The sequence below is a fragment of the Pontibacterium sinense genome (assembly GCF_015209595.1).
Taxonomy (GTDB): Bacteria; Pseudomonadota; Gammaproteobacteria; order Pseudomonadales; family Balneatricaceae; genus Pontibacterium; species Pontibacterium sinense.
Map to the genome: position 1 here is coordinate 90443 of NZ_JADEYS010000015.1, position 22077 is coordinate 112519.

A 22077-nucleotide genomic window follows, 5' to 3' on the forward strand; every position below is an offset into this window, starting at 1 on the left:
AAAATATTGAAATCACACGTAATTTTACATCTCGTTTCTGTAATTACGGTTCAGCAAACCCAATTAGCACTCTGACAGGATAAAAGATGAATATCGGATCGTTTGGTTTTCCTGCCGACCAGCTCGTTAAGCTCGAAAAAATGCTTAAGCTGTCAAAAAATAATCGTTATGCACTAACCGAGTTTAATCCTGAAAACCTCCCAGACCTCCTGCTCATATTTGGCATGGAAAATCTGCAAGCCGAACCCATTGCTGCACTACCGCGAGGATATCAATCTCGCCTTATCGTCGTATCGAAAGCAAAGCCATCAGATTCTACGTACTCCCATTTAGGCTATCCGCTGGTCTCCTCCAGGGTTGTCCGCACTCTCGATCAAATGACGTCTGAAAATGAAGAATATGGTGCTACAAATCCAGAGCCAGACGATGCAGACAACGAGAATCTGTTCAGCAAATATGAAGAACAGGCAGAAACCGCACACCGTTTAGCTGCCGAAGCCAAAAATGATCGCACAGGTTACTGCGTGCTCGTTGTAGACGATAGCGCGCCGATGCAACAGGCTCTGGCTGGTGAACTGGAAAAACTGCCACTGCCCGTCAGCATCGACTTTGCTGACGATGGCGAATCTGCTCTGAAGAAAGTCGCAGACAATCACTATGATTTTCTATTTTTGGATATTGTCATGCCGGGTATTGACGGGTTTGAGACCTGCACCCGTATGCGTGAACGCTCCGACATGAAAAAAACACCAATTATCATGCTTTCCTCTAAAAACTCACCCTTAGATGAGGTAAAAGGAATCATGGCAGGATGCTCGACCTATCTGACAAAACCGATTAATCCAGACGAATTTCAAAAGGTCATCAATCGTGTTTCGAATTGGGTAGACGAGTTTAAAAAAGAATAACGAAGCCGTTTTAAAACGGTCGTTCAGCTAATTTTGCAAGATAAAGGGAAAATGGGTACCCAGCATGCCATCACCTAAGATTTTAGTAGTCGAAGACGATACCGTTCAGCAACTGCACATCTGCCAACTTCTCAGCACTATTGATGCAGAGGTTATTGTTGCCTCCAATGGTAGTGAAGGGATGAAAAAAGCTCAGGAGGAAAAACCTGACCTGATCTTCATGGACGTAGTTATGCCTGAAGTTGATGGGTTTGCCGCGTGCCGTCAAATTACTCAGGATGCCGCCACTAAAGACATTCCAGTGGTTATTGTGTCGAGTAAGAATCAGGAAGCAGATAAAGTATGGGCACAACTTCAGGGGGCCAAAGCTGTCGTTGGCAAACCCTATGAAGACGAAGAAATTCTCAAACAGGTTAAAGAACTGTTATAAAGGGTCTTCGTATTTCAGGATCACCCAACAATTGGGTGATCCCACAAAATAATAATAAGATTTACCCGGAGCTGGTTCATGGAAGCAGATGCTTTTAATCTGACCGAAGCCCCTGAAGACTTTCAGGAGGTACGTCACGGCTTTAATGTGGCGGGTAACCATTTTTTGGTACCACGTGCGCTCTACTCAGAACTGGTCAATAAACCACGTATCTGCCCCATTCCTACCACACCAAACTGGTTCAAAGGGTTTATTAACCATCGCGGTGAAACCGTTCCCGTGTATGACCTGGCCCTTCTGTCAGACGACCATAAAAATCCGGATCAAGCCCAACGTTGGGTCCTATTGCTTGATGAACAGCCTTATATGGCAGGCATCCTACTCGATAGCCCTCCCGTCGCGCTGGTCGCCCCTAATGCTTTGGAAGACAGTTCTTCAGCCACTTTTAATGAAGACTTCCGCTCTTTCCTGAATGGCTACATAGAACACGACGGAACCGCATGGGCTGAACTGGATCACCGTCGATTTTTTTCAGCAATAAAAGAACGTTTTTAATATAAAGGGCAAAGCGTCGCTCGCTTTCCCTACTGCCTGACGCCAAACAGGCATACAGATAACTTCCTACGAGGTACCTGAGTAATGTGGTCGTTTTTGGAATTTCAGAATATAAAGCTGCCGATCAAGTTCTTGCTTGCTCTCGGCCTGCTGCTTATCGGGCTCTCATTCATGGGTGCAGCTTATTACCAGACCATCGTCATTGAGGAAGAAGCACAAGCCCGAGCAGATGATCTGGGGGAGTTCACCAAGCTGGTTAACGGCATTGAGATCAATATTGCTCGCGCACGATTTTTCGAGAAGAGCTTTCAGGTTGACCGAGATCTTGAGCAGTTGAACCAGTTCAACGCCGCCACATCGCAGGTCGACGACAACCTCAACAACCTGCAAAACTACTTGCGTACCGCTGAAGACAAACAGCAGATCCAGGAATTCCAGTCGATCATCGATGACTATCAGGATACGTTCTATGATGGTTCCGAAGCCCTGATGGAAGCAGGTCTAACCAGTGACGCCGGTTTGGCAAAAGAAATCGCAACCCTTTTGTGGGAAACCGATGCACTGATCATCTGGCTGGAACGTGACTGGTTGCGTGATCAGTTTGAGCGGACTCGTACATCGGTAGAGGAATATATCGCCAGTAACGGCAGTGACGTAACCTCCGAAGCCGTAAATACCAACCTGACGCGCCTTATCAATCAGTTAGAAGCCGCTAAGATCACTGAGTACAAGCAGAACAAGGTCGCCGTTCTGGAAAATATGCGTGCGGTACAAGAAGTATTTGAAGAACTTTCCGAAGCAATTGACCGCAGCTCCACTCAGTTTACCCAAGTCCACTACATCATCCAGAACCTCGTACCCGCGATCGAAGAGATCAATAAGCTGTCGGGTGTCTACAACATGCAAAACTCGGAGAAACAGGCGGCCGATACCCTCGACATGGTGACCTACTTCTTTATCTCCATGGGTCTGATGATCGTCGCGATGGCGATTGCACTGACCATTGCAAAATACGGTGTAATCGATACGGTCAACCAAATTCAGGCAACTGTCGATAAAGTACGTACAGGCGACGTAACCGCCCGCAGTAACCTCGATGTTAAAGATGAGCTTGGCCAGTTGGCAACCGTACTTGACTCTCTGCTGGATGAAAAAGAGCACGCACTGGCGGAGAAAGAGGAAGAGAACAAACGCCTGAACAGCTCTATTATCGAGTTGATCCAGAACGTATTCCGAATCAGTCAACGAGACCTGACCGTACGTGTACCTGTTGCGGAAGACGTAACCGGCGCGATTGCCGACTCGATTAACCAGCTGGCGTCCTCCATCGAATCCGTACTGCATGAGGTAAATGACGTATCGGGCCGCGTAAACACTGCATCGGTGCAGGTAAAGTCGCAGTCAGAAACGGTACTGAGCTATGCAAACCGAGAGCAGGAAGAGATCCTTGAAACCTTGCAGGGTCTGGATTCTGCAATCAAAGCAATGGAATTGATTTCCAAACTCGCATTGCTATCCAACAACGCTTCGCAAAAAGCGATCAAAACATCTGAAACCGCGATGGACTCGGTATCTCAAACCATCGACAGTATCAACAAAATCCGTCAGACCATCCACGAAGCGGAAAAACGTATTAAACGCCTGGGCGAACGTTCTCAGGAGATCGGCGGTATCGTAAACCTGATCAACAACATCTCCGAACGAACCCATGTACTGTCCCTGAACGCAAGTATGCACGCAGCCTCTGCCGGTGAAGCCGGTCGCGGCTTGATGGTGGTCGTAGATGAGGTACAGCGACTGGCAGAGAACTCCCGAGAGGCAACCGCCGAGATCGAAAGTTTGGTAAACAACATCCAGCTTGAGACCGCCGATACAATCAACGTAATGAACACCGTAATCACCGACGTTGTTGAAGGTACACGACTGGCAGAGGAAGCCGGTGAGCGTATGGATGAAACCCGTGCAACCACACAAACCCTGGTAGATTCCGTAATACGTATCGCACAAAACTCCGTGAAACAGGCCAAAGTGGCAGAACAGCTGCGTGAACGTGCGAGTAGCATCGGCGAAACATCGAACGCAACCAACGCGGAGATGCAGCAGCAGACCGAACTGTCTGATGAGCTGGTACAAGCGGCGGAAGAACTTCAGCGCTCCATCAGTGTATTTAAACTCGCTGCATCCTGATCTCCGGTCAGTTGCAGCCGTAGGTGGTAACTATGTCGTTTGATATACAAAATGAGGTCGCGCAGGTCTTTGATCACCAGCGTACATTCCTCTGCAGCACCGGAGATGAAACAGAGCCTGGCTTTCAGGCTCTGTCAGATTCCCTTTATGCATTAATTGATACCGCAAGCGAAGAGGATTTCGCCGGTGTCGCAGATGCACTGGCACTGTACGGAGAGCTGCTATCCCAGGTTTGCGAAGGCAATCAGTACCCAACTGACCAACGGATTCTGGACCTGATGGTACAGACAGCCGCAGGTTTTAAAGCACTTTTACAAGGTGATGAAGATGCGGTCCCCGCTCTAATTAACTTGTTGGAAAATAGCAGCTGGCCTGAACCCGTGCCGGAGGAAGATACAACCTTTCTGGCCGAGATCCTGACTGAAGATCAGCAACGTATTATGAGTCAGGCAGCAGCTAACGGAGATACTCACGCAGCCGAAATAGCGGAAACTCCACTGGCTGCGCCTACTGCGGATACGGCGTTAGAATTGGATGAGGTAGAACTGAATGAAGTCGTGTTGGTTGAAGAGGTTGTCGATTCGGGCATTCTTGAACTTCTAGAAACCACTCCCAAAGCAGCTCCCGATACACAGCAGGCCCCAACGGCTCCTCAATCGTCTACCTCTGTTGCCCAATCCGCCGCACAAACGCTGGCCTCTTTGTCTTCACCGACTGCGGCCGTAGAATATCTGCATGAACTGGTGGATCTCTTCAGCGATGAAGAGCTTGCCGGGATAGCCGATAGCTGCGCTCTGGCGGCTGAACTGCTGGACCAAGACGGCGCGGATGAAGGTTTAGCTCAGCAACTCATGACAGCACTAAGCACCCTGCTGAGTGACGCAAATGAGGTCTCTTTATCCGTATTGCTAGATACGATGGGGACAAGCAGCTGGCCAGACCCGGTCGCTGAAGACGATCTGTGCTTCCTGAAAGAGCTGCTGGAAGAGGAACTGCCCACGCTACACGGTAGTTCGCCCGATACGGAGATCCTCGGTGATCAGGATAATACATCATCCGACACGACGGATAGGTCACTCGTCACAGCCTCTGCTCTGCAGCCGTTTTGTGAGATAGACTCCGACTTACTAGAGGAAGCCGGTCCCAATATAGATCCTGCTGTTTTGCAGATGCTTACACACTCTATAGTGGAGTTAACTGCATCCTGGCAAAAAGATAACGTCATTTACGACAGCAGTCTGATTGCAGAATCCACCGATGCTTTGACGATGGTCTGTCGCGCATTAGAAACACTCAACTTGCGCGGGATTCATCTTTTGCTCGGCGGTTTGCAGGTTAACCTTCAACAGATGGCCGTTACTGAGCCAACTCAGGCCCGCCACTCGCAGCTAGTTCGATGCCTGCAGAGCGTTCAGGAACATCTGAGTGAAATCGAAAACAGTTCGGTCCAAACCACACTTATCGATCTGTGCCGAAGCCCAGTCCTTCCTTGTCCGCTATCGGAAAAGCAGGCGGAATTTTTAGGGCAACTGCTGGCACTGGCCTCGATACAGACAGCCAAAGATATCGCTAAGCAAACAGCAGTTTCAACGGATGTTTCCGTAGAAATTCAGGATGACCTCGATCCGAATCTACATGACATGCTGATTGTAGAACTGCCGTCCCTGACAGACGACTTCCTGAACAGCTTGCAGAAAGTGATTGAAACCGGCAGCTTGCAGGATCTGGATGCAGCACGTCGTACAGCCCACACCATCAAGGGGTTGGGCAATATGGCAGGCATCCAGGGACTGGCAAACCTGACCCATGAGCTTGAGAACATTCTCGATACGCTGGTTGATACCCAATCTTTACCAGGCCAAAAGCTCAAAGATGATCTTCAGGAAGCGGCCGACTGTCTGGCGGCGATGAGTGAATCTGTCACTGATAAAATGGCACCACCGGATAACGCCCTGCCAATACTGCAAGGCATCATGGATTGGTCCTATTTGCTTAAAACAGAAGGGGTATCCGCTGCTGCGGGTGAGCGTCCGGAAAGCGTCGCGTCAGATTCACCTGAGGATGAGACCCCGCAAAAGGCTCCCAAAGCCAACCCTGCACCTGCTGTAGCAGACTCTCAGGAACGAAAGGAAGAAAACTTCCTTCGGGTTCCTCAAACGCTGTTGGACAACCTTTTCCGTATTACAGGGGAATCCAACACCCTAACCTCTCAGCAAGATGAATCCATCACCCAATTACGTACGCTGACACGCACAAATCGTGAGCGTCAGCGTCATCTGCAACACCTTATCTTTGAGCTTGAGCAGCAGCTAAACGAATACTACACGTTACATCCTGAGCTTGATCCTGAATCAGAGGGCTTTGACCCACTGGAGATGGACAACTACAACGAGATGCACACAAGCCTGTCACGCCTTCATGAGTCCGCGGCAGACGTCCGTGAAGTTGAGCAAGAGATGGACGCGCAGATTCGTCATCTTACCGACCTGCATGTAGCGCAATCGGGCCTGCAGAAAGAAAACCTGTCCAACATCCTGAGTACACGTCTGGTTGCTGTTAAAACGATCAGCACCCGTGTTCAGCGCATCATGCGACAGGCATGTCGAGCGGCCGAGAAAAAAGCACAGCTTAAAATCGAGGGTGAAGACACACTGGTTGATAGCCAGATTCTGACTCAGCTGACGGATCCTTTGATGCATATCATCCGAAATGCGGTCGATCACGGCTTGGAAACACCTCAAGAACGTCTCGATGCCGGCAAACCGGAAGAAGGATTACTAAAACTCCGCTTCTATCAAGAAAACGATGAAATCCGCATCGCCTGTGAAGACGACGGTAGCGGTATCGATACTGATAAAGTTCGCTCAATTGCAGCCCAAAAAGGGTTGGTTGAAGAGCATGCCATTCTTAGTGACACGGAATTGCAACGTATCATCCTGCTACCCGGTTTTTCTACGCGTGACGAGGTGAGTCAGCTTTCTGGTCGGGGCATCGGCCTGGATGTGGTAAACCAGCAGATCATGAGAATGCAGGGAACACTCAGCATCGACTCAACGCGAGGCCAAGGCACACTCTTTGAATTGTCCATGCCTGCAAGCTCTCTGATGATCCGTGCCCTTCTGGTACGAGCTGGCCGACAACTGGTTGCTCTTTCCAGTCACGGTATAGAACAGAGCATACTGTCACTGGACGGACAGTTACATCAGGTAGGTGATGACTATCGCTTTACCGTTGGTGATGAAGACTACCGTGCTCTGGCACTGGAAACGCTGCTGGCAGAACCCCGCGCGCAATACGGGGGCGACAATATCCATCCGGTTTTGATCATCAACCTAGGTCAGGGAGAGAAAGTCGCACTGATGGTAAAAGAGATCATTGCGCATCGAGAGCTGGTATTTAAAGAGATGGGGGAATATTTACCGGATATTCCCGGCATTCCCGGCGTCACGATTCTCGCGAACGGTGAAGCGGCCCCCATTATCGATCTACCTGCGCGTGTACTGCACCATCAGACATCTCATATCGAATTCAGCGAATTGCTGGAATCGGAAACACTTCCCGATCTACCGAAGCTTATGGTTGTCGATGATTCGATCAGTGCGCGTAAAGCACTTGTCACATTGCTGAAAGATACTGGCTACGAAGTCAGCACGGCAATTGATGGACTGGACGCACTCAACCAGATCCGGAAAGAGCCGCCTGATCTCATCCTGACCGACCTCGAGATGCCCCGAATGTCAGGAATCGAGCTCTCTTCAGCCATTCGCAACAATGCAGCCACCAGCGATATTCCGGTCATTATGATCACCTCTCGCTCCTCGGACAGACACCGTAACGAAGCGAAAGCAGCGGGTATATCCAGTTACCTGTCGAAACCCTGGACTGAGAATAATCTGCTAGATCAGGTACAAACGCACCTTAAACGCGAAGTCCCTGAAGCCGCACCCGAAAAGGTCTTAATGTAAATCTATTGTTTCAAGCCCGAATCGGACAACGATGCGAATGTCATCCGGGCTTTACTGAAATCGAACAAATGGAATAACACAATGTATTTTGGGATCACTGTTAAAGCACTACTGTCATACTGTGTCGCCATACTGAGCATTGCATTGGCCCCGCTTGCGGTGGCGGATATCACATCCGAAGCAGATGCGATCAATATTGCAGGCAAACAACGGATGTACACACAACGCATGCTGAAAGACTACGTTCTTATCGGCTTAAATGTGCGTAAGCGTAAGGCACAAGATGAACTGGATGATGCGATCTCTAACTTTGAAGGGAATTTGTCTCAGTTAGAAGCGTATGTTCAAAAGTCCAACGCTCAACTTGACCTCTCCGGCGTTCAGCAGCTTTGGCAAAACCTAAAGCCTGTTTATCTGAAAGCACCTGACAAGAAAGCCGTAGAAACACTGCGTAAAGATACGGAGCAACTACTGAAAGCAAGCCATGAAGCTGTTTTATCCTTACAAGCCCACTCCAAAAGTGCACCCGGTCGTTTAGTAAACCTCTCTGGTCGTCAGCGTATGCTGAGCCAACGAATCGCCGCACTTTACGGTCTTGGTATCTGGCTGAACTCAGATCAGTATGTATCGCTCTATGAACAAGCATCAACCGAAATAGACACTAGCCTGAACCAGCTAAGCTCAGAAAAAACCAATACCTCGGAAATCAATTCAAAACTCAAAAAAGCGCGTCGTCAGTACAAGCGTTTGATCACCTCTGCTGGTGCAGACAAAGATGCAACAGCATTAGTCGCTCGCTCAGCTGAAAAGATGTTTGAAAGGATGAACGAGATTACCAGCCTGTATGCTACTCAGGCTTCACAATAGAAATACCCCCCGTTCAGGAAAGCTGTTAGGCGCTCAGCAACAGCTTTCCTGACATATCACTATCCACTGCATCAACAGCACACCAAAACTAAGGCTGCCCAACAAACTTTCTTGTCTCTTAGACAGGGTTTACTCCAAGAACCGTTTCACTTCGATCTCAGCAGAGGTCACCTCATCAGCACTGTCTCTTCCAAGCATCGGCAACCGGCATCTGTTGCATATATGTACAACCTCGACCCAGTCCGTTTTAATTGATCTGGATCAACTAAAAGCCACAGATATAAATCACCAGCAAAAAACAAATAATAACCATTAAATATCAACAAGATACAAATACACAAATATTCAATATTTATGTATTCACACTGATATCGCTTAAAAACACCAGATCTCACGTAGCTCATACCGTTTGAATCTACTAATATCAGTAGCTTCTTGAATGACTCATACAGGTTACTGTAGTTTTGATAACTACCGCCTGTGTATAGAAAGGAATTCGACAACAGGGCATGGCCGCATACAGAGGTAGATCGCAACAATGATGTACGAGTCACCTTATTTTGCTTTGGCAAACAATGCTGCCTTGCTACTCGCAATGGGAGCAATTTATGACGCTCTCGTTCTGTCCTCGCGCGCTCGCATTCCCTATAAGTCTCTTATTGGTGGTATCGCTCTTGGTCTGATCGCAATCGCGATCATGGCGACACCGATGATGGTAGATGAAGGCGTTATTATCGATAGCCGCTCAGTACTGCTATCAGCAACCGGACTCTTCTTTGGCTCTATTCCTACCGCTATCGCTGTATTGTTCAGCGTTCTATTCCGATTATACGAAGGTGGTCAGGGTACGCTTGCCGGCATTGTATTTATTTTAACGTCGGCTGGTTTGGGCCTGCTTTGGCGCCGTCTTCGCAAACAGTCAGATCAACCTCTGAAATGGCCTGAACTCTATCTCTTTGGTTTAGTCGTCCATTTCAGCATGCTGATGGTCATGGGTATTTTCCTACCAGATCCGATCGCCTACAAAGTAACAACCACCGTCGCCTACCCTGTGCTGCTAATCTACCCGGTCGTCACCGTTTTACTCTGCATGGGGTTGGGGCATCAGCAGCAACGTAAGAAAACAGAGAAAGCCCTGCGCGTCAGCGAATCGATAAACCGGCGTACCGTCGATCAGCTACAGACGACGTTACAAGCCATTCCCGACCAACTGTTCGAGATCGATATTGATGGGCACTATTACGATTGCCGCTCGATGGATTATCAGGATGACCTCAGTCGAGACGGACTCCTGCTCTCTCAGCATATTGAACAGATCATGCCCGCCGAGGCATGTTCAACACTGTTAAGCGCCTTGAAAGAGGCAGAACAAAACGGCCACGCACATGGGACTCAGATCACACTCTCAGGTAAGGATGGCCAGCGATGTTTTGAGCTTTCAATTGCCCGGCGCCATACTCTGGTTGGGCAATCTCCCCGCTTTGTTGTCTTATCGCGCGATATTTCTGATCGCAAAGAAGCCGAGCAAGAACTGCATATCGCCGCGACCGCCTTTAACTCTCAGGAAGGGATGATCATTACGGACACATCCCATCGCATTCTGCGCGTGAATAATGCCTTCACCCAGGTGACCGGTTACAGTGCCGCAGAAGTCATCGATAAGAAACCGTCCATTCTCAGCTCTGGGCGCCATGATGCCGACTTCTATACCAACATGATGGAAGAGTTGAATACCCACAAATATTGGCAAGGAGAGATTTGGAACAAGCGTAAAAACGGTGAGGTTTATCCTGAGTGGTTAACCATCACTGCTGTGACGGATGATCATGCGCAGGTCACTAACTATGTCGCTGCGTTCACCGATATTACACAGCGCAAACAAGCCGAAGCGGATATCCATACACTGGCCTTTTATGATTCGCTGACAGGTCTGCCAAACCGTCGACTGTTGCTCGATCGACTCGAACAGTCACTGCTGCTTCGCAAGCGCCGACATCAACTGGGCGCTTTGATGTTTATTGATCTGGATAACTTCAAAACGCTTAACGATACACAAGGCCATGATATCGGCGATTGTCTGTTGATCGAAGTCGCTCATCGATTACGACACTCTGTCCGGGAGGTCGATACCGTCGCCCGTTTAGGTGGTGACGAGTTTATTATCATCCTTGAAGATCTCAATGCAGACTACAACCAAGCGGCACTGGACGCGGAACAGATCGCTGAAAAGATTGTTCAAACGTTAAATCAGCCCTATCCCCTTAAAAATTCTGAATACCATGGCACCGCCAGCATCGGTCTGAGCCTGTTCGATCACCGCGATAAAAACGCCAAAGACCTTTTAAAGCGAGCAGATGTTGCGATGTACCAGGCGAAAGAATCAGGCCGCAACACACTTCGGTTCTTTGATCCAAAAATTCAGCAAGAACTCTACCTTCAAGCGGAAATGGAATCAGAGCTGCGCCGCGCAATCGCCGATGAACAGCTGGTACTCTACTATCAGGCACAAACGTATCTGGGAAAAATCACCGGTGCGGAAGTATTGCTTCGCTGGATCCATCCTGAAAAAGGACTCGTACCACCCGGAAAATTTATCCCGTTGGCCGAACAATGCGGGTTGATTATCCCGTTGGGCAACTGGGTATTGGAAACAGCGTGCCGCCAACTAGCTGCCTGGGCGGATCACCCCGAGTTAAGCAAAGTGACTCTGTCTGTGAATGTCAGTGCTCACCAGTTCAGCATGATCGATTTTGTCGCAAACGTTGAACGCGTATTGCGTGAAACCGGAGCAGAGGGAAAATTGCTGAAATTTGAACTCACGGAAAGCGCAGTACTCATCGACGTGGATTCGACCGCAGATAAAATGATGCAACTGAAAGACCTGGGGATCAACTTCTCAATCGACGATTTTGGTACCGGCTATTCGTCTCTGTTTCATCTGAAACACTTGCCCGTTGACCAGCTAAAAATAGATCGATCCTTTGTCCGCGATATTAACGAAGATCCAGACGATCTGGCGATTGTTCAGGCGATCATTGCGATGGCTCATAATCTGGGAATTAGTGTCATTGCGGAAGGTGTCGAGACCGAGGCACAGAAGCGTTGTCTGGAGAAACGCCAGTGCAGACACTTTCAGGGGTTTCTTTTCAGCCAGCCCCTGCCGTTAGATCAGTTTGAGAATTGTGACATCGATATTTTCAACTACGAAACAGCATAAACCGTACGACTTTTATCACGCATAAAGTCTTCCAGTGCATCTGCCGTCATAGGACGGGCAATAAAATAACCTTGCGCCAGATCACATCCTCGCTGCTTCAGAAACTGTAGCTGCTGCTGGGTTTCGACTCCTTCGGCAACCACCTTCAAACTGAGGTTATGGGCCATGGCGATAATTGCAGATGCGATTTTTTCATCATCGCTATCCTTTGGAATATCGCTGATAAAAGACCGATCAATCTTAAGCACATCCACTGGAAGCTGCTTCAGGTAGCTCAGCGAAGAATACCCAGTGCCAAAGTCATCAATAGAAAGGGTTACCCCCAGCTCTCTGACCCGTGTCAGTGTCTCTACTACGCCTTCTATGTGATTCATGACGTAACTTTCAGTCACTTCAAGCTCCAACAAGTATGGGGGCAATCCACTGGTTTCCAGAGCCTTTTCCACAACGTCGACAAAGCCACTGCGCATAATCTGGATACCAGAAATATTAACAGCGACACGAATTTTGAGCCCTTTTTTGTTCCACTGACGCGCCTGCGAACAAGCACTGTTGAGAATCCATTCCCCCATTGGAACAATCAGCCCGGTCTCTTCGGCAAGAGGAATAAAGCTATCAGGAGGGACCAGCTCGCCACTTTTAAGCTGCCAGCGCACCAGTGCTTCTACCGTGAAAATACCATCAGATCCCACTTCAAGCTGTGGCTGATAGTGCAGTAGGAATTGCTGTCGTTCGATTGCCGTACGCAACTCGTTTTCGAGGCGGAAATGCTCGTAGCTGCTTCGACTCAACTCAGGCGAATAGAATGCATAGGTATTGCGCCCATTTTCCTTGGCATAATACATGGCAGTGTCCGCATGCTTTAACAACTGCTCTGCTGAACCACCATCATCAGGATATACACTAAGGCCAATCGAACAGCCAACCACCGCCTGGTGACCATCAAGCTCGATCGATTCGCTAAGTGTACTCAGAATCTTATCGGCAATGCCTGCGAGCATATCCGGGCGCTCAACATCTTCGAGTAAGATTGTGAATTCATCTCCTCCTAAACGCGCTACAGTATCAGCCTGACGCACACATTCATTGAGACGCTCAGCAACCTTCTTCAGCAACATGTCGCCCTGCTGATGACCGAGGGTATCATTTACATATTTAAAACGATCAAGATCGATGAAAAGCACGGACAACCGACTACTCTGTCGACTGGCCCGCTCAATCGCGTGTTTCAGACGATCATTGAACAAAATCCGGTTTGGAAGATCGGTTAGCACATCATAATGGGCCAAGTACTGTATACGCTCTTCAGAACGTTTTTGCTCAGTAATATCGGTGAATACGCTAATATACTGCAGCACATTATCGTGATCATCGACGACCTGCTCGATACTCTGAATACAGGGGATCGCGTCTCCCTCTTTACGCAGATTCCAGACCTCTCCCTGCCATGACCCTGTGCGGTTCACTTCCCACCACAGCCCATCATAAAAACGCTCGTCGTGATGCTGTGGACAGAACAACTCTTCCGGCAACTTACCCAACGTTTCCTCTTCAGAAAAACCTGTTGCCGCACAAAATCCATGGTTCACAGCCACTATCCGCTGCTGAGCATCAGCAATCAAAATCCCTTCGCAGGTGTTTTCGAATACACTGGCCGTTAACTGCAATTGTTGCACCAACGACTGACGCTGCAGCTCCGCACTCACCCGACTGGCGGTAATCTGCAGCAATGAACGAATTGATTCAACCATCCGCAAAGGCTTGCTATCCAATAACACCACCAACCCTTTGCACCGCCCAGCTGTATCGTAAATTGGGATACCGGCATAGCCGACAATATCCATCTTCACCAACATCTCATCACCAGGAAACATCTCTTGAACATGATCCGGGTAGATACATACCCGCTCCTGAATAACGTTTTCACAAGGCGTATTACTTAGCGAATAACTAAAATTGGGTTTCTGCTGACCTTTCGCGCAAATTGACAGTGTTGTTACCGTCTGAGGCTTATTCTCATCAAGCATACCGATAAATGCGTACTCGACACTAAAGGAGCGACTCAGAAAGCATGTCATCGCTTCAAAGTACTTAGCTCCTGAGTTACGCGCGACATCTTCGGTCAATCCCCGAAAGAAAAGCTCAATGCGCTTACGTTCGGTAATATCCTGTACTGTGCCATCAAGGCGCCCCTTTTTGTTATCGAAGCAGCCCTGCAATTCGACATGACGTTCCTCACCATTCGACAGCTCAATGCGATGCTGAAGACGAATGCGTTCGCCACGGTCAATCGCCCTGTTAATCGCCTGCTGCACATTGGCGCGATCATCATCATGTACACGGTTCATATAACACGCATGTGACATCTGATTGGCGTTCTTCGCAACATCCAGAATACGGAAAACCTCATCGGTCCAATACAGTTCATCCTTTTCCGGATACCACTGCCAGGAACCGATACTCGCAATCCGTTGAGAGTCCAACAGTCGCGACTCACTATTACGCAACGCTCGCTCTGCTTGTAGTCGGCTCGCCACCTCTTTACGCAATCTTTTCACCCAGATCAGTGCTAAAAGCATAGCAATGACACATACCGCAACAAACGCGACCAGTACTCCCAAATAGTTTCGAACACGTTGCTCAAACACCGTTGGTAATTCAAACCAGCTACGTTGAATCGAGCGGTGCTGACGATCATTGATCGCCATTAGAGATTTATCCAGAATGGACACCAGCTCCGGCCAGTCAGAACGCACGGCCATTCCGAGCTGAAAAGAATAGGGGGTATGCGCAGCGATTTGCAGGTTGGTAAGACCCAATTTTCGAATCACATGGCTGGCGGAGGCCACATTGTCAATAAAGAAGTCAATTTCACCGACTGACAGCTTTTCGAGCCCCTGCGTCAGAGTGGACACTGGGATCAGCTTCAGATCAGGGTGATTTTTACGGAGCAGCTCATGTGAGATGTACTGACTAACGACACCGACTTTTTTCCCGCGCAACGCCGATAACGAGCGAACGGTATACGTATCCCGCTGACTGATGATGACCATAGGGAAATTAAGGTAAGAGGAGGTAAAGCTGAGATACTGTTCACGTTGAGCGGATTTCATCGCAGCCGGCAACAAATCCACCTCTTTTGCCTCAGCCTTGTTCAGCACTTGCGGCCAACTGAGGTTAGGCACCAACTGCATATCAACACCCAGCTGTGCGCTCACCAGGTCAATATAATCCGCAGCTAATCCTTTGTACTCACCGTTCTCAACATACTCGAACGGAGCCCATTGAGGATCTACACCCAGACGAATCACTGGATGTTGCTTTAACCACGTCCGTTCCGCATCCGTCAGTTCATTCCAGCCATCTGCGTAAGCTAAGCCGGTGCAGAACATCATTACCAGAAGCGTGACAAGCAGTCGTCTGACCATACCCTGTCTTCCTGAATGTGATGTCGCAACAACGATGTCTCAATGCGCACCTTAATGTGCTGTACGACCCATCCTTAGGAGCGCAGAAAGTATCAACGACTGTGTTAACAGTCTCCTAAGAATAGACAGAAACTAGGAAAATAGCAGGAAAACAAAAAAGCCGATGATACTTACGCGTCATCGGCTTTTTATCGGGAAGCAACGATTAGAGCACGTAATACTTCAGCGGTGGAAAGCCATTAAACTCAATTGAGCTGTAACTGGTGGTGTATGCCCCGGTGGATAACCAGTAGATCCTGTCACCTTCGGCTAACGTCAGTGGCAAGCTGTACTTGTGATCTTCATACATAATATCCAAGCTGTCGCAGGTCGGCCCCGCCAGAATGACCTCTTCTGCTTCACCCTCGCAATCCGTATGAATCTGGTACTTAATCGCTTCGCCCATGGTTTCAATCAGGCCGTTAAACAACCCCACATCGGTGTATACCCAACGTTCCAGCGCAGTCGCTGACTTACGGGAAATCAGCACAACTTCGGAGACCAGCACACCGGCATCGCCCACCAGCGACCGCCCCGGCTCAAGTATAATTTCAGGGACGCCGTCGCCAAAATCTTCCTGTAAGAAGCGCGTGATCTCAGCGACATAGGTATCAAACTCATTCGTTTTATGCAGATAGCTGGCAGGAAAACCACCACCCATATTAATCATGCGTAAGCTGATGCCATACTCTTCAAACAGGCGTTCAAAGATGACTTTAACCTTGGCAATCGCACCATCCCAAACATCGATATCTCGTTGCTGAGAACCGACATGGAAGGATACCCCATAAGGTTCTAATCCCAGCTCTCGCGCCAACACAGCCAATTCAACGGCCATCTCCGGGTTACAACCAAACTTACGCGACAACGGCCAGTCGGCACCTTCAGAGCCTTCAGTTAACACACGGATATATACCCGCGAACCCGGTGCATGTTTGGCAATATTACGCAGGTCTGGCTCAGAATCCGTCGCGAACAGATCAATCCCACGTTCGTGGAAGTACGCGATATCACGTGCTTTTTTGATGGTGTTGCCATAACTCATCCGTGTTGGCGACACACCAAACTGCAACACCTTATCCAGCTCGAAGGTCGACGCAATATCGAAGCTTGCGCCAGCATTGGCGAGCAGCTCAATAACCTCATCTGCAGGATTTGCTTTTACCGCATAAAAAATACGCGCGTAGTCAAACCCCTGCTGGAGTTCGTCATACTTCTCTTTAATGCTGTTGAGATCCAGCGCCAGAAAAGGCGTTTCATGGGTATCCGCAAGGGTTTTGATTTTTTGCCAGACTTGCGGGCACATCTGCTCAGCAACGTTCATGCATTCAGGTCCACTAACAGAGAATCGGGGGATCACCCCGCAACATAAAAAAAGCAGCGGTAGGTAAGATCGCTACAGCTGCTCAGTCAGATAATTTCGCGAAGTATAAGTGCAATATCTGCACCCAGTAAACAGTTTTCAGAACTCCTGCCCTCTGGAGACCAGCCGCTCGATTTCGGCAAACGATTTCGCCTGATACATCACATCAAAACTAATACACAGATACCTGGATATATCACTGGCAGAGATAATGCCTCGGATCTTTTTCCCGCCTTGTGGATTGGCAGAGGTCACGATGACATGCTGATCTCCCGAGCTTTTCAGCGTGAGCATCACATCACCGATTTTTGCACAGCGAACCTGATCATAGGTCAGCGCCTTGATGTGTAATACATCCAACATCAGATGCCGCACCTCAACCTGATCCCGCGTCCAGTTGTTTTGCCCCATGACACTCATCGGTTTATCACCCGCAATATCAGCCGCTGATACAATCCCACTGAATTGATCCTGACTATCCACTGCAAACAACATACGAACATGCTGTGCTTTCATATGCTCCAGAGCTTCATCTATCTGGGTGGTTTCGCAGATTTTAACAGGCCAGGAACGCTCAAAGTCAGTCATCACTTCGAGCGCAGGGCTGCGCAAGGTCCCCGGATGGCGATCATGATCAGGGGTGACTAATTCTCCCCTGCTATCGAGACTGCTCAGACGGATCGGGTAAAACTCTTGAAACATTATAACGACTCCCGATTTCAGGTTTATCCCTACAGCATAGTATGAAGCGGGCGCTGTAGCACCTATGTCCGCTGAGCAATCTCGTTGTTAATCAAACAACACTGGCGTGATAACAACCGCTCCGACAATCAGTAGGAAAATAGCAAGCGCCAGACGGGTCTCTTTCAGAAAATCGGACCCATTGCTCACAACAGATACCGCCCTTCACTTAAGATAACCGATTGTCCCTGAACGGCCAGCTCTACGACCTTTCTTTCAAGCAGGGTAACCGTACTTTCAATCAAACTTGGTCGTGCCATACGGACACCTTGAGTCACCACAAAGCTCAGTTCGACACGCCCATTACCCGCTGTATCTGCTTGTTCAGCCGCCAAGGCACCTGTTAGCGCCGCTGCCGCACTGCCCGTAGCGGGATCTTCCGGAATATTAAATGCCGGTGAAAACATGCGGGTATAGAGCTGCCCATCACCGTCATCGCTGAACAGATACAGATCGCTCAGCGTGAGATCAGGAAAGCAGTTTTTCCATACGCTAAGATTCAGATCAGCCTGATCAACAGCGGCAATATCTGCCAGCTCCAGCATCTGAAACGGCAAACCACAGCTGGAGATGAACGGCTTACGCACCACCTGATTGCGATCCAGTCCGAGCAACTCAGTTACATCACGTTCAGTTAGATGAGACTCCGAGACAGCAGGCAACATTGCCACTTTGAAACAGGCAGATTTGTGTTTAAGGGACACCGTTACCGGAATATCACCAACCCCTTCTTTCAGGGTGAGTTGATCACCTTGTGCCAGCCCCAGCTGCGCCAACAGATAAGAGGTCCCCACCGTTGGATGACCAGCAAAAGGGATCTCACACGCAGGGGTAAAAATCCGCACCGGAAAGTGGTTCTCCGCAATAGGCTCACCGACGAATACAGTTTCAGAAAGATTCAGCTCACGGGCGATCTTCTGCATCATGACGCCATCAATACCTTCGGCGTGAGGAAACACCGCCAGTGGGTTGCCACCAAATGCGGTATCCGTAAAAACATCCAACGTATAAAAACTGTAATTCATCTCTATCTCTCCTATTTGCGCCAAAAGGGTTTGGCTGCTTCTTCCTGTGCACAAGCTCGGCTTACACCAATATCCTTAAGCTGGTCCCGATTCAGCGTCAACAACTGACGCCGCGTACGATAACGCTGATACCAGCTAAAACAGGTACCCAGACCTGTATTCACTTTTTGTCTGATCACCCTCTTCATCACTCAACCTCCCTCTTTGGTAATCGAGTAGAAAACAGTTTATGCTCAGTTCAAAAAGCACTACAGATTCAAATACAGACAAATAAATACAGTACAGATCAAACCAAATCTGGTCTGTACGGGTCTTTTTAGTCAGATCTGTACCGGTACGTTTATTCAGGGGAATCAGAACGTTATGGCTACCAAACTCTATGAGCAAGTTGCAGACGAGATAATCGCCCGAATTGAGGGGGGGTATTACACCGCAGGGCAGAAACTGCCATCGATTAGGGTTCTAGCTCAAGAATACGGCGTCAGCATCTCCACCGTTCAGGAAGCGTATCGCATTATAGAAGAACGCGGTTATACCGAAGTACGCCCCAAGTCAGGCCACTTTGTTAAAGCCCGCAACAGCGCGCCCGTGCTACCGGACGTGAGCCCCCTCCCCCAACGTCCGGTTAAGGTTTCAGCCTGGAGTAACATTCTCAATATGCTCAATGCCGATGAAGCGGAAAATATGCTGAACTTGGGCTGGGCGATTCCGGACCTGAAAAGCCCCACGCTGAAACCGCTGACCCGGGATCTGAACGATATTAATCGACGCTTGGGTATGCGCAGCCTGTCGTATGACTACGTACGGGGGAACAAGGCACTACGACGTCAGATTGCACGTCTGGGGGTCGACTCAGGGCTGCAACTGCATCCCGATGATATTCTGGTCACCAGTGGTTGTCAGGAAGCGCTATCATCCAGCTTAAGAGCGATCACACAACCCGGTGATATTGTCGCCGTCGATTCCCCTTTTTACTTTGGCGCAGTCCAAACGATCGAAGCCAGCGGCCTGAAAGCGATAGAGATTCCCAGCCACCCGGAAACCGGTACCAGTCTGGAAGCACTGGAACTTGCCTTCGCACAGTGGCCAATCAAAGTGCTGGTATTGACCCCCACCTGCAACAATCCGATGGGGTACTCAATCCCGGAAGCACACCGGCCGAAAATCATCGAACTGTGCAACCAGCACGATATCATCCTGATAGAAGATGATATTTACGGTGATCTCTCGTTTCAGTACCCGCGCCCACGCAGCCTGAAATCCTATGATACGGAAGGTCGGGTCATTCTGTGTTCGTCGTTTTCTAAAACACTGGCGCCGGGACTGCGGGTTGGCTGGGTTGCTCCGGGACGTTATCTGGATGAGGTACTGCACATGAAATACGTATCCAGCATCAGCACACCCACGGTGTCACAGATGGCCGTAGCGGAATATGTTTCGCAAGGAGCTTACGAACGCCACCTACGGAAGATGCGGGAAAATTACCAACGGGGGCGGGACATCATGATCGAACTGATACAACGTTACTTTCCTGAAGGCACACGTATGACCTACCCACAGGGAGGCTTCGTAATTTGGGTGGTCATGCCTAAGGCAATCAACACGACGGAGCTAAACAACCGCGTGAAGCAGTTCGGAATCAGCTTTGCACCGGGCGAGCTCTTTACCACCACCAAGAAGTATAAAAATCAGATGCGCCTTAACTATACGAATTGTCCTTGTCTGGAAGTAGAAGAAGCCATTCGTACGATCGGCCAGATAAGCAAAGAGATGCTATTGGAAGCTTGATTCTTAAATCCATAAATCCTTAAAAACGGGAATAAGCTTGCTTCAACGACGTTTGGGCGCAAGCTTTTTCTTTTTGATACCTTCGATACCCAGAAACAGTTCAATCACATTCCCACCCGGTCCCACGTCATACTGCATCCCGTAATCGAATGCATCCAATGTCACTTTGCCCTCAAAGCCCACACGATAACCACCCCAGGGATCATGCCCTTCCCCTATGCGACTCACAGGAATCTGAAGCTCACGGGATACACCCCGTAAGGTGAGGGTGCCGTAAACCACACCACTGTCAGCATCACCTTCATATCGGCTACTGACAAACTCCACATCTGGATACTTCCGGGCATCCAGATACTCATCTCCACGCAAATGTTTATCCCGCTCGGCGTGATTACTGTCGAGACTGGTCAGATCTACCTTTACTTTTATCTTGCTCGCGTGAGGACGGGACTGATCCCAGATAAGGCTGCCTTCAATCCGGTTAAAGCGACCATATAACCAGCTGTAGCCAAGGTGTTTGGTGCGAAATTCAATAAAACTATGGGAGGGGTCTAGATTGTAACTCGCAGCTGCTGCCTGAGGCGCACAAAAAGCGCCGAGTATCAGGGTAACAGGCGCTGCAATAAAGTAACGACTTAAAACACGCATCACGGGCCTCCACACTACTCGCCCGTAAGAAGCGCTAATTCTGTTCGAACGTTTCCTGACACTTCAAGCAGAGTCGGCTTTCCGGATAAGCTTTCAAGCGAGCAATACTGATCGGTTCATCACAGTTTTCACAATAGCCATAGTCCTCTGGTGATGCAATCCGGTGCAGTGCGTGGTTCACCTGCTCCAATCGTTGCTCACAGCGTTCCAGATTGGCCTGAGCCATACTCTGCTGTTGCATCGCATCACCTCGGGACACCCGACCTACTGCTTGCTGATCAAGCATCACCGGGCGAGAGGATTCCTGCAGACTTTCAATTTCAGTCCGCAACTCCTGCTCCAGATCTTCCAATCGTTCCAGCAGGGACTGAACCATATCCGTATTCTGTGCATCATACATAACGACTCAATACTCCCTTATTCAACCGATCCTTATGCAGCACAGGCATACTTCAACCGTCTATTTGGCCTGATCGAGAAAAATTTGAATCGCGTCGGTCAGAGCTACATCGTCACAACCGGAACAGGTCCCTTTAGGTGGCATCGCACCTTTACCGCTTTTCACCGTTGTGAGCAGAGCGTCCATCCCTTTGTCCATTCGAGACTGCCAGGCGGCACTGTCACCCGGTTTTGGTGCACCCGCTAAACCGATATCGTGACAGGCTTTACAGTGCTTATCATAAACGGCCTGACCGTCAGCCATGGCTGCACCGGACATAAGTACTGCAGCAAAAAGGGTCGCAACTGTTTTCTTCATTCGATGATTCTCCGATCGCTCTAAACTTTCCCTTATTGAAAGCCAATCCCAAACTTGGAACCTTGATCTGGCTCACACAGCAGACAAACAACTATAACTATTTACAGGCATAAAAAAAGCGGCCTTCAGGCCGCTTTTCAAACAAATAGCGTTTCCGCT

General features: G+C 49.1%; 16 protein-coding genes. 8 read left to right on the forward strand and 8 right to left on the reverse strand.

The genetic code is table 11. The annotated features are described in order from the left end of the window. Positions 1-86 precede the first annotated feature (86 nt). From IOQ59_RS14645 to IOQ59_RS14675, 7 genes are all read left to right on the forward strand, one after another. The gene (locus IOQ59_RS14645) at positions 87-908 is read left to right on the forward strand and encodes a response regulator (protein WP_193954133.1); all 822 of its coding nucleotides are present in this window, start codon (positions 87-89) and stop codon (positions 906-908) included. A 64-nt stretch (positions 909-972) separates the two neighbouring features. Continuing rightward, a complete protein-coding gene (locus tag IOQ59_RS14650) occupies positions 973-1338 on the forward strand; it encodes a response regulator (RefSeq protein WP_193954134.1) in 366 nt (121 codons plus the stop codon). 78 nt (positions 1339-1416) lie between these two features. Further along, a complete protein-coding gene (locus IOQ59_RS14655; RefSeq protein WP_193954135.1) occupies positions 1417-1893 on the forward strand; it encodes a chemotaxis protein CheW in 477 nt (158 codons plus the stop codon). An 84-nt stretch (positions 1894-1977) separates the two neighbouring features. Then, positions 1978-4080, forward strand: a complete 2103-nt coding sequence (locus IOQ59_RS14660) for a methyl-accepting chemotaxis protein (RefSeq protein WP_193954136.1) — start codon at positions 1978-1980, stop codon at positions 4078-4080. A 32-nt stretch (positions 4081-4112) separates the two neighbouring features. Beyond that, positions 4113-8045: a hybrid sensor histidine kinase/response regulator gene (locus IOQ59_RS14665; protein ID WP_228050922.1), complete on the forward strand. Its 3933-nt coding sequence runs from the start codon at positions 4113-4115 to the stop codon at positions 8043-8045. 81 nt (positions 8046-8126) lie between these two features. Then, the gene (locus IOQ59_RS14670; RefSeq protein ID WP_193954137.1) at positions 8127-8912 is read left to right on the forward strand and encodes a type IV pili methyl-accepting chemotaxis transducer N-terminal domain-containing protein; all 786 of its coding nucleotides are present in this window, start codon (positions 8127-8129) and stop codon (positions 8910-8912) included. A gap of 538 nt (positions 8913-9450) precedes the next feature. Beyond that, positions 9451-12129 (forward strand): EAL domain-containing protein, encoded by a 2679-nt coding sequence (locus IOQ59_RS14675; RefSeq protein WP_193954138.1) that lies wholly within the window; start codon positions 9451-9453, stop codon positions 12127-12129. Here IOQ59_RS14675 and IOQ59_RS14680 read toward each other — a convergent pair. The 5 genes from IOQ59_RS14680 to IOQ59_RS14700 form a co-directional block, all read right to left on the reverse strand. Continuing rightward, positions 12114-15557, reverse strand: coding sequence for an EAL domain-containing protein (locus tag IOQ59_RS14680; protein ID WP_193954139.1), 3444 nt, complete (start codon positions 15555-15557; stop codon positions 12114-12116). The two genes, IOQ59_RS14675 and IOQ59_RS14680, sit on opposite strands and share 16 nt — an antisense overlap. 205 nt (positions 15558-15762) lie before the next feature. Then, entirely contained in the window at positions 15763-16920 is a 1158-nt protein-coding gene (locus IOQ59_RS14685) for a type III PLP-dependent enzyme (RefSeq protein ID WP_193954140.1), read from the reverse strand. Positions 16921-17058: 138 nt separating this feature from the next. Then, a complete protein-coding gene (locus tag IOQ59_RS14690) occupies positions 17059-17661 on the reverse strand; it encodes a CBS domain-containing protein (RefSeq protein ID WP_193954141.1) in 603 nt (200 codons plus the stop codon). Between the two features lie 185 nt (positions 17662-17846). Then, the gene (locus IOQ59_RS14695; protein WP_193954142.1) at positions 17847-18725 is read right to left on the reverse strand and encodes a PhzF family phenazine biosynthesis protein; all 879 of its coding nucleotides are present in this window, start codon (positions 18723-18725) and stop codon (positions 17847-17849) included. 11 nt (positions 18726-18736) lie between these two features. Continuing rightward, positions 18737-18913, reverse strand: coding sequence for a DUF1127 domain-containing protein (locus tag IOQ59_RS14700; protein ID WP_193954143.1), 177 nt, complete (start codon positions 18911-18913; stop codon positions 18737-18739). A gap of 175 nt (positions 18914-19088) precedes the next feature. On the opposite strand from IOQ59_RS14700, the gene IOQ59_RS14705 reads away from it, so the two are divergent. Then, the gene (locus IOQ59_RS14705) at positions 19089-20513 is read left to right on the forward strand and encodes an aminotransferase-like domain-containing protein (RefSeq protein WP_193954144.1); all 1425 of its coding nucleotides are present in this window, start codon (positions 19089-19091) and stop codon (positions 20511-20513) included. Positions 20514-20555: 42 nt separating this feature from the next. Here the strand turns inward: IOQ59_RS14705 and IOQ59_RS14710 are convergent, their stop codons facing one another. Genes IOQ59_RS14710 through IOQ59_RS14720 form a run of 3 tightly spaced genes read right to left on the reverse strand, consistent with a single transcriptional unit; the run spans position 20556 to position 21918 of the window. Next, positions 20556-21161 (reverse strand): YceI family protein, encoded by a 606-nt coding sequence (locus tag IOQ59_RS14710; RefSeq protein ID WP_193954145.1) that lies wholly within the window; start codon positions 21159-21161, stop codon positions 20556-20558. A 34-nt stretch (positions 21162-21195) separates the two neighbouring features. Further along, positions 21196-21561, reverse strand: coding sequence for a TraR/DksA family transcriptional regulator (locus tag IOQ59_RS14715; protein ID WP_193954146.1), 366 nt, complete (start codon positions 21559-21561; stop codon positions 21196-21198). Between the two features lie 60 nt (positions 21562-21621). Continuing rightward, on the reverse strand, positions 21622-21918 hold the full coding sequence (locus tag IOQ59_RS14720) for a c-type cytochrome (RefSeq protein ID WP_193954147.1): 297 nt from the start codon (positions 21916-21918) through the stop codon (positions 21622-21624). Positions 21919-22077: the final 159 nt, after the last annotated feature.

Excerpts from the sequence above, each read along its gene's own strand:
- IOQ59_RS14645 (WP_193954133.1), top strand. The coding sequence starts at position 87 with ATGAATATCGGATCGTTTGGTTTTCCTGCCGACCAGCTCGTTAAGCTC.
- IOQ59_RS14650 (WP_193954134.1), top strand. The coding sequence starts at position 973 with ATGCCATCACCTAAGATTTTAGTAGTCGAAGACGATACCGTTCAGCAA.
- IOQ59_RS14655 (WP_193954135.1), top strand. The coding sequence starts at position 1,417 with ATGGAAGCAGATGCTTTTAATCTGACCGAAGCCCCTGAAGACTTTCAG.
- IOQ59_RS14660 (WP_193954136.1), top strand. The coding sequence starts at position 1,978 with ATGTGGTCGTTTTTGGAATTTCAGAATATAAAGCTGCCGATCAAGTTC.
- IOQ59_RS14665 (WP_228050922.1), top strand. The coding sequence starts at position 4,113 with ATGTCGTTTGATATACAAAATGAGGTCGCGCAGGTCTTTGATCACCAG.
- IOQ59_RS14670 (WP_193954137.1), top strand. The coding sequence starts at position 8,127 with ATGTATTTTGGGATCACTGTTAAAGCACTACTGTCATACTGTGTCGCC.
- IOQ59_RS14675 (WP_193954138.1), top strand. The coding sequence starts at position 9,451 with ATGATGTACGAGTCACCTTATTTTGCTTTGGCAAACAATGCTGCCTTG.
- IOQ59_RS14680 (WP_193954139.1), bottom strand. The coding sequence starts at position 15,557 with ATGGTCAGACGACTGCTTGTCACGCTTCTGGTAATGATGTTCTGCACC.
- IOQ59_RS14685 (WP_193954140.1), bottom strand. The coding sequence starts at position 16,920 with ATGAACGTTGCTGAGCAGATGTGCCCGCAAGTCTGGCAAAAAATCAAA.
- IOQ59_RS14690 (WP_193954141.1), bottom strand. The coding sequence starts at position 17,661 with ATGTTTCAAGAGTTTTACCCGATCCGTCTGAGCAGTCTCGATAGCAGG.
- IOQ59_RS14695 (WP_193954142.1), bottom strand. The coding sequence starts at position 18,725 with ATGAATTACAGTTTTTATACGTTGGATGTTTTTACGGATACCGCATTT.
- IOQ59_RS14700 (WP_193954143.1), bottom strand. The coding sequence starts at position 18,913 with ATGAAGAGGGTGATCAGACAAAAAGTGAATACAGGTCTGGGTACCTGT.
- IOQ59_RS14705 (WP_193954144.1), top strand. The coding sequence starts at position 19,089 with ATGGCTACCAAACTCTATGAGCAAGTTGCAGACGAGATAATCGCCCGA.
- IOQ59_RS14710 (WP_193954145.1), bottom strand. The coding sequence starts at position 21,161 with ATGCGTGTTTTAAGTCGTTACTTTATTGCAGCGCCTGTTACCCTGATA.
- IOQ59_RS14715 (WP_193954146.1), bottom strand. The coding sequence starts at position 21,561 with ATGTATGATGCACAGAATACGGATATGGTTCAGTCCCTGCTGGAACGA.
- IOQ59_RS14720 (WP_193954147.1), bottom strand. The coding sequence starts at position 21,918 with ATGAAGAAAACAGTTGCGACCCTTTTTGCTGCAGTACTTATGTCCGGT.